This window comes from Streptomyces altiplanensis, from assembly GCF_053591575.1.
This window is the reverse complement of sequence record NZ_JBSFUB010000027.1, coordinates 39,753-57,216: the sequence shown is the minus strand read 5'-3', so window position 1 is coordinate 57,216 and position 17,464 is coordinate 39,753. Positions and strand designations below refer to the sequence as shown.

Annotated in this window: 9 protein-coding genes and 1 pseudogene; 5 read left to right on the top strand and 5 right to left on the bottom strand. The window is 71.9% G+C overall.

The window, feature by feature from the left end:
* Positions 1–405: 405 nt before the first annotated feature.
* The 3 genes from ACWD0Y_RS15150 to ACWD0Y_RS15140 form a co-directional block, all read right to left on the bottom strand.
* Complete coding sequence (locus ACWD0Y_RS15150) at positions 406–915, bottom strand: hypothetical protein (RefSeq protein WP_450260788.1); 510 nt, start codon at positions 913–915, stop codon at positions 406–408.
* A 31-nt stretch (positions 916–946) separates the two neighbouring features.
* Positions 947–2,017, bottom strand: a complete 1,071-nt coding sequence (locus ACWD0Y_RS15145; RefSeq protein ID WP_450260787.1) for a DNA polymerase III subunit beta family protein — start codon at positions 2,015–2,017, stop codon at positions 947–949.
* Between the two features lie 300 nt (positions 2,018–2,317).
* Complete coding sequence (locus ACWD0Y_RS15140) at positions 2,318–3,067, bottom strand: helix-turn-helix domain-containing protein (RefSeq protein ID WP_450260786.1); 750 nt, start codon at positions 3,065–3,067, stop codon at positions 2,318–2,320.
* Between the two features lie 6 nt (positions 3,068–3,073).
* On the opposite strand from ACWD0Y_RS15140, the gene ACWD0Y_RS15135 reads away from it, so the two are divergent.
* The 3 genes and pseudogenes from ACWD0Y_RS15135 to ACWD0Y_RS15125 all read left to right on the top strand — a co-directional run.
* Positions 3,074–3,445, top strand: coding sequence for a hypothetical protein (locus tag ACWD0Y_RS15135; protein WP_450260785.1), 372 nt, complete (start codon positions 3,074–3,076; stop codon positions 3,443–3,445).
* A gap of 67 nt (positions 3,446–3,512) precedes the next feature.
* Positions 3,513–4,655 carry an NAD(P)/FAD-dependent oxidoreductase gene (locus tag ACWD0Y_RS15130; RefSeq protein WP_450260784.1) on the top strand — a complete coding sequence of 381 codons (1,143 nt, stop codon included), beginning with the start codon at positions 3,513–3,515 and terminating at the stop codon, positions 4,653–4,655.
* Between the two features lie 139 nt (positions 4,656–4,794).
* Positions 4,795–4,980: pseudogene (locus ACWD0Y_RS15125) on the top strand (transposase); the annotation flags it as partial.
* A gap of 233 nt (positions 4,981–5,213) precedes the next feature.
* Here ACWD0Y_RS15125 and ACWD0Y_RS15120 read toward each other — a convergent pair.
* Positions 5,214–6,998 carry a SpoIIE family protein phosphatase gene (locus ACWD0Y_RS15120; protein ID WP_450260783.1) on the bottom strand — a complete coding sequence of 595 codons (1,785 nt, stop codon included), beginning with the start codon at positions 6,996–6,998 and terminating at the stop codon, positions 5,214–5,216.
* A gap of 50 nt (positions 6,999–7,048) precedes the next feature.
* Positions 7,049–7,264: a transposase gene (locus ACWD0Y_RS15115; protein WP_450260806.1), complete on the bottom strand. Its 216-nt coding sequence runs from the start codon at positions 7,262–7,264 to the stop codon at positions 7,049–7,051.
* Between the two features lie 122 nt (positions 7,265–7,386).
* On the opposite strand from ACWD0Y_RS15115, the gene ACWD0Y_RS15110 reads away from it, so the two are divergent.
* Together ACWD0Y_RS15110 and ACWD0Y_RS15105 are read left to right on the top strand one after the other, a co-directional pair.
* Positions 7,387–8,049 (top strand): lysophospholipid acyltransferase family protein, encoded by a 663-nt coding sequence (locus tag ACWD0Y_RS15110; protein ID WP_450260805.1) that lies wholly within the window; start codon positions 7,387–7,389, stop codon positions 8,047–8,049.
* 743 nt (positions 8,050–8,792) lie between these two features.
* Positions 8,793–17,150, top strand: a complete 8,358-nt coding sequence (locus tag ACWD0Y_RS15105; RefSeq protein ID WP_450260782.1) for a type I polyketide synthase — start codon at positions 8,793–8,795, stop codon at positions 17,148–17,150.
* The last annotated feature ends 314 nt before the right edge of the window (positions 17,151–17,464 follow it).

Sequence of the window (17,464 nt, the reverse complement as noted above, 5' to 3'; positions counted from 1 at the left end):
GAACAGTTGTCGGCTCCCGCGAACTCACGGACCTCACCGACCTCGCACTGGTTGGCAGTAGCAACAGCTCCGCTTCTGACCTCTCACAAACGGTCCTTCGCCGAGCAAGACCGACAACGAGCCGCCGGACCCCTGTCGATCTCGGCTCGACTCCCAGAACCCGTTCTCGCTCAAGAGCGGGGCGAGCCCTCCTCTGAGACTTGCATCGTGCGAAAGCCCGGGCTCGTGGCGGACCTTCACCAGCCTTCCCGGATACGCCGATCGGTCGGCCGCCGCCGACGTCGAACAGCAGGCATCTCCGAAGTGTGTCGTCCAGCCCGGCTCGCCCTGCCGCTCGCGCGGCGGGTGTGGTCGCCTCCGCCTACCGCACCCGCCCCTTCGCGGCGAGAGGTGCGTCTTTGTGCGTCACGCGGGGGAGCCGGGTGCAGAGGCTCGTGGTGCGTGGTCCCGCCCGGCGATGGCCTCGGCGACCTCCTGGATGGCGCCACGAAGAAGGTCACCGTAGGGATTCCGAGGAAGGTGGGGGGCGTGCGCTTTGGCCGCATTGATGTGCTCGGCGGCGGCTTCGAAGGAGCCGAGTCGGCGGTAGTTGTCGGCAAGGTTGAGGTGCAGGGAGGGGTAGAAGCCGGCGATGTGCAGGCCGGCGTGGTGCTCCTGGACGCGCTGTTGGGTCACGGCGTCGGCAGCGTCCAGAGCCCGGATGTCCCAGACGAGGGCCTGGGCGGGATCTTCGTAGAGATCTGCCAGGTAGTGAGCGAGGGAGCAGCGGTGCAGCGGGTCGCCGGTGACGCCGACCGCGGACCACAGGTCCAGGAGTCCGCGGCGGGCGGCAGCGATGTCACCGGCTCGGCCTTCGGTGACGGCTTGGCCGATGGCTTCCATGGTCGGGTCGGTGCCGGCGGGCGCGGTGGTCATGGAGTGTTCCTCGTCGTCCTTCTCAGGTTTCTCAGGCGGGGCGGCCGGACTTGACGGGCATGGCCAGGGTGGTGAGATCGCCTCGGTCGGCGGAGCGGATCGTGACGGGCTGGTCGTATCCCCTCAGGTCGAGCATCACGTCGGGGCCGATCGCGGTACTCACGGCGGGGTAGAGCGTGGTCAGTTCGAACCAGATCCGGAGGGTCCGCCCCGTCGCGGTGGCCGGGAGCGGGAGGCCGGGGTGTTCGTCGTCCGCTGACCGAACGTGTATGCGGTGGTCGGTGATGTGCAACGCGATGCGCTCGCCGGGGTGTTCTTCCAGGGCTCGCAGGAACAACTCCTTCGGGACCGTCACACGGGTGGTGACCTCGCCCAGTGACCCGAGCACCAGCCGACAGTCGGGGAATTCCTCGGACAGCAACCGGCAATACCGGTCCTCCCGGCCTGCCACGCGGAGCCAGATGCCGTGCGGCACGGCTTCGAGCCGCACCAGCGCGCTGCGGCGGATCTCGGCGACCGCGGCCCGCAGCTCGTCGCCATCGACCGTGCCGGCCCACGTCTGCCTCGGTGGTTCAGCCGGCACCAGTGTTCGGGTGGAGAGCCGGTACCGGTCAGTCGCGGTCAGGGTGACCGCCTCATGACTCGCCTCGATGCGCAGGCCGGCGAGCACCGGCATCCCCGGCTCACGTGCGGACGCGGTCAGGATCTGCTCGACCGCGTCCGCCAGCACAGGGCCCTTCAGTACCGCAATCGGAAGCCCCGGCCCGTCGCCGAGCACGGACTTGATGACAGCAGCCTTGTGCTGCGCCGCCGCTGCGTCGCCAACCACCTTCGCGACATGTTCGTCAAGCAGCCGGGCCCCCTCGTCAGCCCCGGCGTCAAGGACAGCCTGGACAGCAGCGAGGGGCATGGCAATCTCACGAAGCTGACGCAGCACGGTCGCCCGCGCCACCTGGTCGGCGCCGTAGTAGCGGTATCCCGAGACCGGGTCGACTTCGGCAGGGGGCAGCAGCCCGGAGTCGGCGTAGAACCGCAACGCGCTGGAGGTCAGACCACTGCGTTGGGCGAAGACCCCGATCGGCATCAGCTCAGAATTTGGCACCTCGCCATCATCGAGCTTCGACCAACTCGAAGGTCAACACCGACGAGCGGCGCCACCAGCCTCATGGCCCGCAACACCTGGACGAGTCATTCCGAACGCCGGCGGTGTGTCCGGGGAGGTCGCTTCAGCCGGCCCGTCAACGCTTCAGTCGGCACGCGAGCGAGAGGGTGTCGGCGTACACCTGAATGCGGCCAGTCAGGTACAGCCGTACGGCCCCTGCTGAAGGCAGTCGAGTGCAGGGGAGGGCCGGGGCCACCGGGTGTCTCAGAGGGCGGGACATGTCGGGCCGGCAAGGGCGCGTTACGCTTCAGCGCGTCGCAGAGAGGCAGGCGTGCGCCCGATGAAGTCCCGCGCGGTACGGGTGAGGTGGGCCTGGTCGGCGAAGCCTGCGGTGGCTGCGGCGAGGGCGGCGGTCGAATCCGGCAGGTCGGCGATCGCGGTGCGGAGCCGGCCCCACCGGCGCAGGCGGGCAAGCGCAATGCCCACGTCCTGCCGGACCAGGGCGCGCAGCCGTGGGGCCGACAGGCCGACCTCGTTGGCGATGGCGGTGATGGGCACATCCGGATCGCGCAACGTGCACAGGTCGACGGCGTGGGCGACTCTCGGATCGAGCCGGGCCGGGCACCCGGCGAGTGCCCGCAGCTCGGTGTATCCGGCGGCCAGGTCCACACCGGTGCCGGGGCCGTCGGAATCGGTGGTGCCGAGCGCGGCGAGCAGGCGGCGGACCTCGCCGGCATCGAGCCGTACCGGTGCTGGGCAGGAGGGCAGCAGCCAGGAGTCGACGAACAGGGCGATGTAGGGCGAGGTCGCCGTACAGCTGTGGGCCAGCTGGGGCGGAACGATCAGCCCGGGCGCCGTCTCCAGTGGCCGTCCCGACTGGAGGAGTTCGGCGTGACCGCCGATCGGCAGCACGGTCTTCCACGCGGGCAGCCGGTGTGGGGTGACACGGAACGGGCGGGATTCGGCGAACATCGTCGCCTCGGTGCCGGAGACGAAGACGATGCGGCGATCGTTTTGTTCAAGCGCCCAGGCGCGAGGTGAACGGATCATCGTGCCATGCACGCTATCGCTTCCATCGGGTTGGCGGTGTTCCTGGTCGGAACGGGGGTCATGCACTTCGTGGTTCCCGGCTACTTCCGCAGGCTGGTGCCCGCATGGCTGCGCCGGGAACAGCTCCTCGTGGCCGTCACGGGGGCGGCGGAGGCCGTATTGGGTGCGCTGGTGCTGGTTCCGCGCACCCGGTCGGCCGGCAGCTGGGCCGCCGCCGTCCTGATCACCTGCTACCTGGTGTCCCACGTGGACGCGCTGCGCCGCGCGCGCCCACACCGGCCCCGGCTTCTGGATCGGCCGGCCGGCGCGGTGGCTCGGCTGGTGGTGAACGTCCTGTACATCGCCTGGGCGGTCGCCGTGGCCGGATCGGCAGCCTGACACCGATGTGCGGTCCATTGTCCGAGGTGGCACCGAAGCCGCCCGTACTCCCAGAGGAAGTCATGCCATGAGCCATCGCCTCGTCGTCGTGGGTGCCGGTTACGCCGGTCTGCTTGCGGCCAAGCGCCTTGCCCGCAAGCTGCGCCGCAGCGATGTCACCATCACGCTGGTCAATGCCTCGGACCGGTTCGTGGAACGGGTCCGGCTCCATCAGCTTGCCGCCGGGCAACGATGGGCGGCGCCGTCGTTGCGTCAACAGCTCAGAGGCACACCGGTCCAGCTGGTCGTCGCACGTGTGACCGCGATCGACGCCACTGGCCGGACCGTGTGCACGGACGTCGCGCCCGGAGCGATCGGCTACGACACCCTGGTGTACGCGGTGGGCAGCCGGGGGCGGCTCGACGAGGTCCCCGGAGCGGTCGAGCACGCCTACACCGTCGCCGACCTTGAGCAGGCGACGCGGCTGCGGTACAGGACTGCCGAGATTGCGTCCGGAGGCACGGTGGCGGTGGTCGGCGGCGGGCTGACCGGCCTGGAAACCGCCTCGGAGCTGGCCGAGAGCTATCCCGAGCTGCGAGTCCGGCTGTACACCGGTACCGATGGCGTCGGGTCCGGGCTCGCGCCGCGAGCCCGGACCCACCTGCGGTGCGCTCTGGACCGGCTGGGCGTCTCGGTTCATCCGAAGAGTGTCGTCGCGACGGTGCGGGAGAACGGCTTGGACACCCGCGATGGCACGTCGTTCGACGCTGACGCCGTTGTGTGGACCACCGGGTTCCGTGCGCCGGAGCTGGCCCGCGCGGGAGGCTTCGCCACGGATGAGAGCGGCCGGATGCTCGTCGACGCCACCCTGCGCTCGGTCTCGCACCCTGAGGTGTACGCCGTCGGCGACGCAGCCGCAGCGGTGTCGGTGAGCGGGGCACCGAGCCGCATGTCCTGTCAGTCGGCCCTGCCCATGGGCCGGGGTGTGGCCGACGCCGTCTCGGCTCGGCTGACGGGCCGGGAACCAGGACCCGTTCGGATCGGGTACATGTTCACCAACATCAGCCTTGGCCGGCGTGACGGTGTGGTCCAGTTCACCCACGCCGACGACCGCCCGCGCAGGTTTGTCCTGACAGGACGCGCCGCGGCGGCTTTCAAGGAGACTGTCGTGCGAAGCACGATACGTTCCGGGCCACGCGGCGAGTCGGGCAGGGACGAGTCGGATTCCTGAGCCGGCCCGCCTACCGCAGACGATCGTGTGACCACACGAGGACCGCTCCCGAACGCGTACCAGCACCTGGGGACGTTCACCTGTACGCGACCGGGGAGCCGAGGCCGTACGCCGACAGAGAGAGCCGGCCTGCTGTGCTCTGGGCTTTCGCGCGGCGGACTGCCTCTCGCGACCTGTCGTAGCCGGCGGCCGGTCCCGGGTGGGGGACCGGCAGGTCATCAACAGCACGGTCTGCACCATCCGGACCGGGGTCTCCTGGCGTGACCTGCCGGAATGCCACGGCCCGTGGAAGACGGTCCGCCCCCGCTTCCGGCGTTACGCGCTCGACGGCGTGTTGTGTTCACCCGCGCCCTCCAGCAGGTCCAGGTCCGCGCCGACAGGACCGGAGACATCGACTGGCCGGTCCAGATCGATTCCACCGTCGTCCGAGCCCACCAGCACGCCGCGGCCACCAGCCGAAAGGGGGAAGCACCGGCGGGACGAACCGGACGACCACACCCTCGGCCGGTTCCGAGCGGGGTGCCCACCAAGGTGCATCCCGCGTGCGGACGGACGGCCTCAGTCGCCTTTCGTCCACGGCACTCGCGCAAGGCTGCCCGCGCCGCCGCCCCTGCCGGGGGGTGTGCGCAGCGCGATCATGGCGACGTCGTCGTCGTTGTCGTGGGGACGGACCTCGTCCAGCAGGGAGTCGCAGAAGGAGTCCAGGGGGCGGTGCGCGAGGGAGGCCGCGTGTCGGCGCAGCCGGTTCAGCCCATGGTCTATGGAGTGTTTCGGGGACTCGACCAGTCCGTCGGTGTAGAGCAGGAGCGTGGCCCGAGGTGGCAGGACAGTGACGGCGTCGGGGCGCGGTCTGGTCACTCCGGTCCCGAGCAGTATGCCGTGAGCTTCGTCGAGGTAGTGGGTCTGACCGTCGTGGGTGACGAGCAGGGGCGGCGGGTGGCCGGCGTTCGTCCAGCGCAGGCGCCACAGCGCGTCGTCACCGAGTGTGAGCCTGGCGAGGACCATGGTCGCCATGGGCACCTCGGCAATGTGCATCACGGCCTCGTCGAGCCGTGTGACGACGGCACTGGGGGCAGCCTCCGGATGGGACCAGGCGAAGGCGCGCAGCATGTTGCGGACCTGCGCCATACCGGCTGCGGCGTCGAGATCGTGCCCGACGACATCGCCGATGGCCAGGGCATGGGCATGGGCATGGGAGGGCAGAGCGAAGGCGTCGTACCAGTCACCCCCCACGGAGGAGGCGTCCGGAGCGGGTACGTACCGCGCGGTCATCTCGAGCTCGGGCAGGACGGGGAGCTGGGGCAGCAGGTGGCGTTGCATGGTCTCGGCGACTTTGCGCTGGCGCTGGTACAGGCGCGCGTTGTCCAGCGCCAGGCCTGCCCGGCGGGTGAGGTCCTCCAGCAGCGGCAGGTCGGCAGGGGTGAAGGCGTCATGACGCTGGGCGCGGCCCAGGGTCAGGGCGCCGAGTACGTCGCGCAGACCTCGGATGGGCGCGATAACAGCGGAGTGCATGCCCGTCTCGGTGAACAAGCGCTGCTGCTCGACCGCGATGCCCGAATCGGGCGGGCCCTGGTAGGTGGCGAGGTCGACGAGGGTGGAGGCGGCGCCGCGCAGAGCCCGCGACAGAGGCATCGGGGACTCTTCCGGTACGGGAGGCATCGGGCCTTGCAGGTCATCGCGCTCGACCCGAATGCCGTCTTTGTGCTGCATCACCAGGACACGCCGTACTTCGTCGCGTTCGGTGAGAAGGTCGAACACCGCCCAGTCCGCCAGCCGGGGCACGGTCAGGGCCGCCAGCCGGTGCAGTGCCTCGTCGACGTCCAGGGTGGACGTGAGCTGCGTGGTCGTTTCGGCCAGCAGGGCCAGGCGATCCAGTTCCGTCAGCGGTGCGGAGCACTCGTCCTCGCCCTGGTGCACGTCCTCCTGGTGCAGCTCGTACAACAGAACCAGCGCACCCGTCACGCCCAGATCGGAGGTGTAGGGCGTGACCAGCCAGGACAACTGGACGAGAGGGCCGTCCCCGCGGGCGAACCACTCGGCATCGCCGTGCCTGGTGTCCCTTGTGAGGAGTGCCTTCCTTATCGGGCAGCGGGAGCGCGGCATGGAGTGTCCGTGCTTGTCCCGGTGCAGCAGGTCGTGGAAGTCCTGACCGACGAGTTCCGCGGCACCTCTGCCCAGCAAGCTCTGGGCTGTGCTGTTGGCCGCGAGGATGAGGCCGTCGTCATCGACCACGATGGCGGACGCCGCCATGTTTTCCAGAGTTTTGTCCGACAGGGTGTCCGACAGCGCCGGGTGCCCGGGCATGGGGATATCTGCCGCGCCGGGATCGGCGGTGTCGTCCATGTCTCTCCTTCATCCGGACACGAAATAATTCGATTACCCCAGTCGGACCGTTACAAGCAGAAGGGCCCGCAGTCCCGGAAACGCCGCCAGGCCGACACTCCGCTGCAGCCAACCTGTTCAGCCGGAACAGCCCGTCGACTCACGCTCTTGCACAGCACGTAAACGATGCTCCGCAACGCAGCACGGTCATCCACGGGCAACCGCCCGGGGTACCCACGCCGCCGAGGCGGACGAGCAGGCAACAGCGGGGTCACATATTCCCACAGATCATCAGGTACAAGGTCAGCAGAACCGGTCAGAAGCCGAGAAGATGAGTAGGACGACTCATGTCCGGTCGACGCCTGTCCTCGACGATGAACTCAGCATCGTCGAGACCAGGAGCCCGTTCATGCTCAGCCGCATCGCCGACATCCTGGTGCCTGCCGTCGGCCGCCTGTCGGTGACCACCGACCCCGGCACCGAACTCGCGCCGGGCAGCATCATCGCCGCCAACCACACTTCCCTCGCCGACCCCGCCGTCGTGGTCGCCGCCCTCCACCGCCTGGGCGCCGAGCCGGTCGTCATGGCTGCGGCAGGACTATGGCGCGTCCCGCTGCTGGGACGCGCGCTCGCCCGCGAAGGACACATTCCCGTCTTCCGCGGAGACCGGCGCGCCGCGGCCGCGCTGGACGCCGCGGCAGAAGCCCTGGGGCAGGGGCGGCTGGTCCTCATCTACGCCGAAGGCGGTCTGCCCCGCCGCAAGGACGTCGCGGAAGCGGCCCCCGGGACCTTCCGCAGTGGCCTGGCCCGGCTCGCCGAGCGCACCGGCGCCCCCGTCGTACCCGTGGGCCAGGCCGGCGCCCGCCGGGTCACCTCGGGCAGCACCGCCAAGCAGCTCGCCGGCCTGGTCACAGCGCCTCTGCGCCGACCGGACCTTCACGTGCACGTGGGCGCGCCGCTTGAACTGACCGGCGGCCGCGCCGCCCAGACAGCGCGGGCCCGCACCGCGGTGACCACCGCGTGGCGGACAGCCGCCTCCCATCTGGGCGAGCCCGCCGCGCTCGCCGCGTAGGCCCCGCTCGCCCGCTGTCTCCGGCACCGGCACGGGATCGTCTGGCCCGCCTGCTCGCCAGACCAGTCACCCACGACGGAGAGCAACTGCTGCCGAACTCCCAGAGCTCCCAGAGCTCCCAGAGCGCCCGTGCGGCGTGTCGCCCCTGGCACTTGGTCGCGGTGACGGGGGATGCGGTTCACGGGGTCCGTCGGCGCGGAAGCGGAAGTCGTACTCCGCCATGGACTGTCCCGCGGAAGGCTGTCAGTCCTCGTGCACAGGATCACGGCATGTCTGATGCCTTCACCGCCTTGTGGACCCATGACACGTGCCGTGCCCCGCGCAAGGCGGGCCGTGTGGGCGGGCGGCCGCCCGGTCGCCTTCAGCGGCGTCCATTCCTCCCTGACCGCCTGGGCCCGGTGCCGCACCGGTCCTCGGTGCCGTGGACGACCGTGGGGACGCCGGAGGCGCCCTTGCGCGGGCCCGGTCGGCCGGGAGCCGGTCCTGCCGGGCAGGGGACGCTTCCTTGAGCCGTTCGACGGTCCGCCGCCTGCCCCGCTCCAGCCGTCACCTTCGGCGGGAGCGATCCGAGGGGGGACGCCCTCGCAGGCGGGTCCGACCGCAGGGCTCGACAACCCACCGCGCAGACAGGCCTGTTGCAGGTTTCGCCGGGCGCCGCTCCCCGGCCCGGCAGGCCGGTCGTCTATCGTGACAACCGGCAACTCCCGCCCCCATAGGAAGTGTTCGTCCTGGTGACAACGCACATGGCCGCCCTCCGTCCTCTGCCGGATCTGCTCCGGGAGCATGCCCGGCGTCTCGGTACCAAGACCGCCTTCCAGGACGGCCGTTCCCGTGTCACCTATGAGGAGCTGGAACTGCGGACAGGCCGGCTGGCGGGGCACCTCGTCAGCCTCGCTCTGCGGCACGGGGAGCGAGCGGCGATCCTCCTGGGCAGTCGTGTGGAGGCCGTCGAGAGCGTCCTCGCCGTGGTCAGGGCGGGTGCGGTCGGTGTGCTGATGGACCCGCGGAGCACCACCGCCGAGTTGGCACACCTGCTGGACGACAGCGAGGCCCGGGTCGTCTTCACCGACCGGTCCTCCCTGGGCCGGTTGCTGCCGTTGCTGCCGGAGCGCCCCCGGCTGAGCGTGGTGCTCGTCGAGGACCAGGACCAGGAGCAGGACCAGGATGCCGGGACGCGAGGCGGATCCCCTGCGGGGGCGAGCGGCGACCCGGCCGACGAAGCGGGCATGTTCCGTTACGCGACCCTGGCCGCCACCGAGCCGCCCGTGCCGGCTCCGGACGATCTCGGGCTCGACGAGGTGGCCTGGCTCCTCTACACCTCCGGGTCGACCGGCCTGCCCAAGGGGGTGCTGTCCACCCAGCGCAGCCGGCTGTCGTCGGTGGCGTCCGGTTTCGTCACCGTCCTCGGCCTGTCGGCGGACGACCGCCTGCTCTGGCCCCTCCCACTCCACCATGCCATGGGGCAGCTCCTGTGCGTCCTCGGAGTGACCGTGACCGGAGCGTCCGCCATGCTCCTGCCGCGGTTCTCCGTGGCGGACGTGCTGGGTGAATTACGCCGGACCGACGAGCCCTTCACGCTGCTGGCCGGTGTACCGGCGACGTACGGCAAACTCCTCGACGCCGTGGGGGCCGACGGGCTGGGGGCACCCGCGCTGCGTGGCTGCGTCAGCGGAGGCGCGGCCGCGTCTCCCGCTTTCCAGCGGGCCTTCGAAGAAGCCTGCCGGGTCCCGTTCCTCGATCATTACGGAAGCACCGAGGCGGGGCCCGTCACCATGACGGCACCGGGTACCGCCCGGGTGGCCGGCTCCTGCGGCCGTGTGCTGCCGGGCATGCGGGCGCGTATCGGTGACGGCAGCGGCACCGAAGCCTCGGACGAGGGCGAGTTGTGGGTCTCCGGGCCCGGCGTCATGACCGGGTACCACCAGCGGCCCGACGACACCACCGAGGTCCTGCGCGACGGGTGGTACCGCACCGGTGACCTGGCCCGGATCGGCACCGACGGTGAACTCACCCTCACGGGCCGGGTCAGCGAGCTGATCATCCGGGCCGGGGCGAACGTCCATCCCTCCGAGGTGGAGGCGGTGCTGCTGGCGCTGCCGGGAATCAGGGACGCCGCCGTGGCCGGCTTCCCGGACGGCGTACTCGGTGAGGTCCCGGTCGCCTACCTGGTCCCGGCGAACGCCGGTGTCCTCGACAGGAGGGACATTCTCGCCGCCTGCCGGAAACACCTCTCACCCTTCAAGGTGCCCGCCGCCCTCTACGAGGTGGACGGGATCCCGCGTACCGCTTCGGGCAAGATCAAGCGGTACGCGCTCGCCGACCTGCCCGCGCGCCCTCTGCCGACCGGGGCCCTCTCGCCGACGGAGGCGGAGACGGCGGACCTGACGGCTCTGGTGCGGGCCGAGGTCGCCGCCGTGCTCGGCTGCGCCGTGGACGAGGTGGAGCAGGGCACCGCCTTCCGTGACCTGGGGCTGGACTCGCTGACGTCGACGGTGCTGTGCAACCACCTGTCGGCGGCGACCGGTCTCCCGCTGTCGGAGGCCGCGCCCTTCGACTTCCCCACCACGGACGAGCTCGCCGCACACCTTCGGGCGCGGCTCACCGGCGGGACGGCGACTGCCACGCCCAGCCGTCCGGAAGGGACCGGTACGGACGAGGACCCCGTGGTCGTCGTGGGAATGGCGTGCCGCTTCCCCGGCGGCGTGGAGTCCCCCGAGGACCTGTGGCGGCTGGTCGACGACGGTGTCGACGCCATCACCCCCTTCCCCACCGACCGGGGGTGGGACGTGGACGGGCTGTACGACCCGGATCCCGGACGGGCCGGCCGCACCTACGTACGTGAGGGAGGCTTCCTGTCCGGTGTCGACCGCTTCGACCCGGCCTTCTTCGGGATCTCGCCCCGCGAGGCCCTGGCCATGGACCCGCAGCACCGGTTGCTGCTGGAAGTCGCCTGGGAGGCTTTCGAACACGCGGGGATCGATCCCGGTACGGTGCGCTCCACGCCCACCGGTGTGTACGCCGGACTCATGTACAGCGACTACGCCGGCCGTCTGGCCCGCACACCGGAACGTGTGGAGGGCTACCTCGGCATCGGCAACGCGGGCAGCGTCGCCTCCGGCCGTATCGCCTACACCCTGGGCCTGGAGGGGCCGGCGGTCACCGTGGACACGGCGTGCTCGTCGTCGCTGGTGGCCCTGCACCTGGCGGCTCAGGCCCTGCGCAGGGGCGAGTGCTCGCTGGCGCTCGCCGGAGGCGCCACAGTGATGTCGGCACCTCACTCCTTCGTCGAGTTCAGCAGGCAGCGCGCGCTGGCCCCCGACGGCCGCTGCAAGGCGTTCGGGGCGGCGGCGGACGGCACCGGGTGGGCCGAGGGTGCGGGAATGCTGCTGATGACACGGCTGTCGGAGGCCCGGCGGGCCGGCTACCCGGTCCTGGCCGTGGTGCGCGGTTCAGCGGTGAACCAGGACGGCGCGAGCAACGGCCTGACCGCGCCGCACGGACCGGCGCAGCAACGGGTGATCCACCAGGCTCTGGCCGACGCGCGGCTGGGACCCGCGGAGATCGACGCGGTGGAGGCACACGGCACGGGCACCCGGCTCGGCGACGTCATCGAGGCGGAGGCGTTCCTGGAGGCATACGGGCAGGCCGGAGCACGGGAACACCCACTGTGGCTGGGCTCGGTCAAGTCGAACATCGGGCATACGCAGGCGGCGGCGGGTATGGCCGCCGTGATGAAAATGGTCCAGGCGATGGCGCACGGCGTACTGCCGCGTACGCTCCACGCCGAGGAGCCGAACCCCGGCGTGGACTGGTCGTCGGGCGCGGTGTCGCTGCTGACCCGGCCGGTGCCCTGGCCCCGGACCGGGCGGCCCCGGCGGGCGGGTGTGTCGTCCTTCGGGATCAGCGGAACCAACGCGCATGTGGTGATCGAGCAGGCGCCCGTGGAGGAGCCGGGTGCCCCGGGCCGCCCGGAAAGCGGACCCCCGGTCGCCCAGGCGGCCGTGGCCCCGGTGGCGGCCGTGCCGTTCCCGGTGTCGGCGAGGAGCGCCTCGGGGCTGCGGGCGCAGGCCCGGCGACTGCGTGCCCACGTGAGCGAACGCCCCGGAACGGACCTGCTGGACCTCGGTTTCTCCCTGGCCACGACCCGCTCCCATTTCGAGCATCGCGCGGTGGTGGTGGCCGGTGACCGCGACGAACTGCTCGCCTCGCTCGAAGCGGTGGCGGAAGGCCGCTGCCGGCCGGGCCTGAGCACGAGCGGTCCCCGCCCGGCGGGCCCGGTCGTCTTCATGTTCACCGGGCAGGGCAGCCAGCGGGCCGGGATGGGCCGGGAGCTGTACGGGACCCACCCCGTCTACGCCCGTTCCTTCGACGAGATCTGCGCACTGCTGGACCCGCTTCTGCCGACGCCACTGCGGGACGTGGTGTTCGCCGCCGGGGGCGCCGAGGACGTCGAGGGAGCCGAGGGTTCGCGAGCGGGCGGGACCCTGCACACGACGCGCTTCGCGCAGCCCGCCCTCTTCGCTCTGGAGGTCTCGCTGTTCCGGCTGCTGGAGTCCTGGGGCGTACGCCCCGACATGGTGGCCGGGCACTCGGTCGGTGAACTGGCGGCGGCGCACGTCGCCGGCGTGCTGTCCCTCACGGACGCCTGCACCCTGGTCGCGGCACGGGGCCGACTGATGGACGCGCTGCCCGCCGGCGGGGCGATGGCCTCGGTACAGGCCGACGAGAGCGAGGTCACCGCGTATCTGGCAGGCGGAGCGGACCGGGTGCGGGGGGTGGACATCGCAGCCGTGAACGGTCGCTCCGTGGTCGTCTCCGGGGACGAACCCGCGGTGCTGGAGGTCGTCGCGCACTGGCGCGAACAGGGACGCGAGACCACCCGTCTGCGGGTGAGCCATGCGTTCCACTCGGCGCACATGGAACCCATGCTCGACGCCTTCGGCCTGGTCGCGCGGGGGATCACCTACTCCCCGCCGGAACTCCCCCTCGTCACCGCGGTGGCGGACCGGCCCGCCACCGCCGAGGAGATCTGCTCGCCCCGGTACTGGGTGGACCATGTGCGCCGGCCGGTCCGCTTCGCCGACACGGTGCGGTACCTGCGGGAGCAGGGGGCCACGCACTTCGTGGAACTCGGCCCGGACAGTGTGCTCACGGGCCTGGCACGTGACGGCTTCTCCGGCCGCCCGGCGGCCATGGCGAACACGGCGACGACCACGTCCGGTGGCCGTGCGGACGGCTCCGCGCCTCTGGCCGTCCCGACGCTGCGCGGCCCGCGGCCGGAGGCCGGGGCGCTGCTCGCCACGGTGGCCGCGCTCCACGCCCACGGCGTGGACGTGGACTGGCACGCGGTCTTCGCCGGGCGTGGCGCACGGCGTACGGCACTGCCCACCTACGCGTTCCAGCGTGAGCGGTACTGGCTGGAGGCCGACCCGCCGGCATCCGCGGCGGAGCCCGACGCCGCGTCGCACCCGTTCCTGCGAGCGGCGACGCCGACGGCGGACGACGACGGCCTGCTGCTGAGCGGCCGGCTGTCCCTGCGCGACCAGCCCTGGCTCGCCGACCACGCGGTGCTGGACACGGTGCTCCTGCCGGCGACGGCCTTCGTCGACATGGCGATCCACGCCGGGGACCGGGCGGGCGCCTCCGTACTGGAGGAACTGACGCTGACGGCACCGCTTGCGCTGTCCCCCGACGAGGTGGTCGAACTCCAGGTCAAGGTGGCGCGAGCGGACACGGACGGGCGCCGGGCCGTGGTGTTCCACGCACGGACGCACGCCCCCGGACACGACGACGGCCCCTGGAACCGCCATGCCTCCGGAGTCCTGGCCCCTGCGGACTCCGGCCCTCCGGAACCGCGGACTTCCGGGGACGCGCCGTCCCCGTGGCCACCGGCGGGCGCCGTCCCGCTACCGCTCGGCACCGAGGCGGGTATCGGCCTCTACGAGGAACTCGCGCACGGCGGGCTCCGTTACGGACCGGCCTTCCAGGGCCTGCGGGCGGCCTGGCGCCTGGGCGACGACCTCCTCGCCGAGGTCGGACTCCCGGAGGGGGAACACGGAAACGCCCGCCTGTTCACCCTGCATCCGGCCCTGCTGGACTCGGCACTGCACACCCTGACGCTGGATCAGGCCGCCCCGGGCGGCGACGACGGCAGCGGAACCGGGGCGCTGTTGTCGCTCCCGTTCGCCTGGAGCGGTGTACGGCTGTACGCGTCCGGCGCCCGCACCCTGCGGGTGCGGGTGTCCCGGACGGAGGGGAACAGGGCCCGGCTGGAGCTGACCGACGGGGCCGGAGCCCCCGTGGCCACGGTGCGCTCACTCGTCCTGCGGCCGCTCTCCCGCGAGCAGTTGAGCGGCGTACGCGCGCACAGCGACTGTCTGTTCCGCCCGGACTGGACGCGTCTGCCGGATTCCCCCGTCCCGACGTCGGCGAAGTCACCCCTGTACGGGCTCCTGGGAGAGCCCGGCCCGTGGCTGAACGACATGCTCCTGCAGGCGGGCATCCGGCCGACGGTCTACCCGGATCCGGCCTCGGCGGCCGCCGACGCACCGGCCGTCGTGATCGCCTGCCCTCCGCTCACCGGGGCGGACGGAACGGACCGCGCGCCGGCCGCACACCGTGCGGCCGGCTGGGCGCTGCGGCTCGTACAGGACTGGCTCGCCGAGGAACGGCTCGCCGGCTCACGTCTCGTCGTCCTCACCTCGGGCGCCGTGGCCACCGGAGCGGAGCCGGACAAAAGCATCCGCAACGACGATGCCGCCCTCGTCCACGCACCGGTGTGGGGGCTGCTCCGCTCGGCACAGACCGAGAACCCGGGCCGCTTCTCGCTGATCGACGTCGACGGCCGTCCCGCGTCCGCAGGGGCCTTGGCGCGGGCCCTGACGAGTCCCGAGCCGCAGACGGCCGTACGCCACGGTGTCGCGTACGTACCGAGACTGGTCCGCGCGTCCCACACGGCAACGGCGACGGCCAACGGGGCGACGCGCCGGCTGCGCCCGGACGGCACCGTCCTGGTCACCGGGGGCTCCGGTTCGCTGGGCATGGAGTTCGCCCGTCACCTCGTGGTCGCGCACGGGGTGCGCCACCTGCTGCTCGCGGGACGGCGCGGAGCCGATGCGCCCGGCACCGCCGAACTGTGCGCGGAACTCACCGGACTGGGCGCGGAGGTCACGGTGACGGCCTGCGACGTCGCCGACCGCACGGCACTCGCCGCCCTGCTCGCGAGCGTGCCGGAGGCACACCCGCTGACCGGCGTGGTGCACACCGCGGGGGTCCTGGACGACGGCGTGATCCCGGCACTCACACAGGAGCGGCTGGACCGCGTGCTGCGACCGAAGGTGGACGCGGCCCTGGCCCTGCACGAGCTGACCCGGGGCGGCGACCTGGCGGTGTTCGCCCTGTTCTCCTCGGTGGCCGGGGTGTTCGGCTCCGGTGGCCAGGGCAACTACGCGGCGGCGAACTCGTTCCTGGACGCGCTGGCACAGCACCGCAGGGCGCTCGGGCTGCCCGGCACTTCTCTCGCCTGGGGGCCGTGGCAGCAGAGCGGTGGGATGACGGCCGCGCTCCGGGACGCGGACCTGCGCCGGATGGCCCGTTCCGGTTTCGTCCCGCTGCGGACCGAGGAGGGCCTCTCGCTCTTCGACACCGCCGTCGAAGGACAGGACGCCGTCCTGGTCGCAGCTCGTCTCGACCCGGCGGCACCCGGGGCCCCCGGGGCGCCTGGGGTGCCGCTCTCCCGGGTGCCGGGCCGAGGGCCCGTACGGAGGGCCTCCGCATCGCTCACCGGGCCCGGCACCGACGGCGAGGACTCCCTGCGCCGACGGCTGGCCGCCACGCCCCCGGGTGAACGCGGTGCTCTGCTCCTCTCGCAGGTCCGAGCGGAGGCCGCCCTGGCACTCGGTCACGGCGCGGGGGATTCCGCGGTCGAGGCGGACCGCGCGCTGGCGGAGCTGGGCCTCGACTCACTGGCCGCAGTCGAGTTGCGCAACCGGCTCGCAGCGCTGACGGGACTCGCCTTGCCCGCCACGCTCCTGTTCGACTACCCGACGCCGCGTGGGGTCGCCGCCCACCTGGAGGAACGCTGGTCCCAAGAGGTCCCTGAAGCACCCGGGCCCATGGCCGTTCCCGGTGCCACCGGCCCCCGTGCGGCCGGTGGCACCCAGGGCGGGGCCTCCCCCCGGTGGCAGGACGGTGCCACGGAAAGGGCTCCGGCCGCGAAGGGCACGGACGGCGACTCCTTGTCCGCGCTCTTCCGTACGGCGTGCGCCCGTGGCAAGGCGTGGGACGGGATGGTCCTCCTGACGATCGCAGCACGTTTCCGTGAGGTGTTCGAGGGCGCCGAGGCCCTCGGCTCACCCCCTTCGGCCGTCACTCTCGCGACAGGGGGGCCCGGGCCCCGCCTGATCTGCTTCCCCGCCCTCAGCGCGCTGTCGGGGCCACACGAGTACGCCCGTTTCGGGCCGGCCCTCCAGGGCCGGCGTCCGGTTTCGGTACTGCCGAACCCGGGGTTCCTGCCGCAGGAACTGCTGCCCGCCACACTGGGCGCCTTCGTGGCGGCGCAGGCTGCCGCCGTGCGCGCGTGTGCGGGCGACGAGCCATTCGTCCTGCTGGGGCGCTCGGCCGGCGGATGGGTGGCACACGCGGTCGCCGAAGAGCTCGAGAGTACGGGCCTGATGCCGTCCGCCGTCGTCCTGATCGACACCTACCCGAGCGAGGACAGCGGCCTCGGCGACAGCGGCGGCGCCAGGCCCGCGCTCTCTGCGATGACCGCGGGCATGCTGGACAACTCCGCGCAGTTCGCCTCGGCCGAAACCGACCGGCTCACTGCGATGGCCGGCTACCTGGAGCTCTACGCCGGCTGGAAGCCGACGGAACTGACGGCCCCCACCCTCTTCGTCCGGGCCGGAGACCGCCTGCCCGGCATCGGGGCGGCCGAGCCATGGAGCCTGCCGCACTCCGAGATCACCGTGCCCGGTGACCACTTCACCGTTCTGGAGGATCATTCCCGCACGACCGCCCTCGCCGTCCACACGTGGCTCTCCGAACACCTCCGAGTGGACACGTCCGGAGGCGAGTCCCAGGACCACGGCCGGGAAGCCTGACGACAGCCGAGCTCCCGGCCGCCACCCGCCGACGGCGGTGGACCCACGCATGACCTCTGATCCACCCGTCGCACGGTCCCGGGGAAGGCCGGCCGGTTCCGCAGTCGCAGGAAGGGCGGCTCCCGCGGCGGCCGGCCGCCGAAGTTCGGCAGAACCGACTGCAAGGAGCGCCACGCGGCGGAGTGCGGGACCAATCGCCTCAAGCGCCACCGGGCTGTGGCTACACCGGGCTGTGGCTACACCGGGCTGTGGCTACACCGGGCTGTGGTTACGAGATATGACGAACTCGCCGTCCGATACGAGGAACCGTGCCG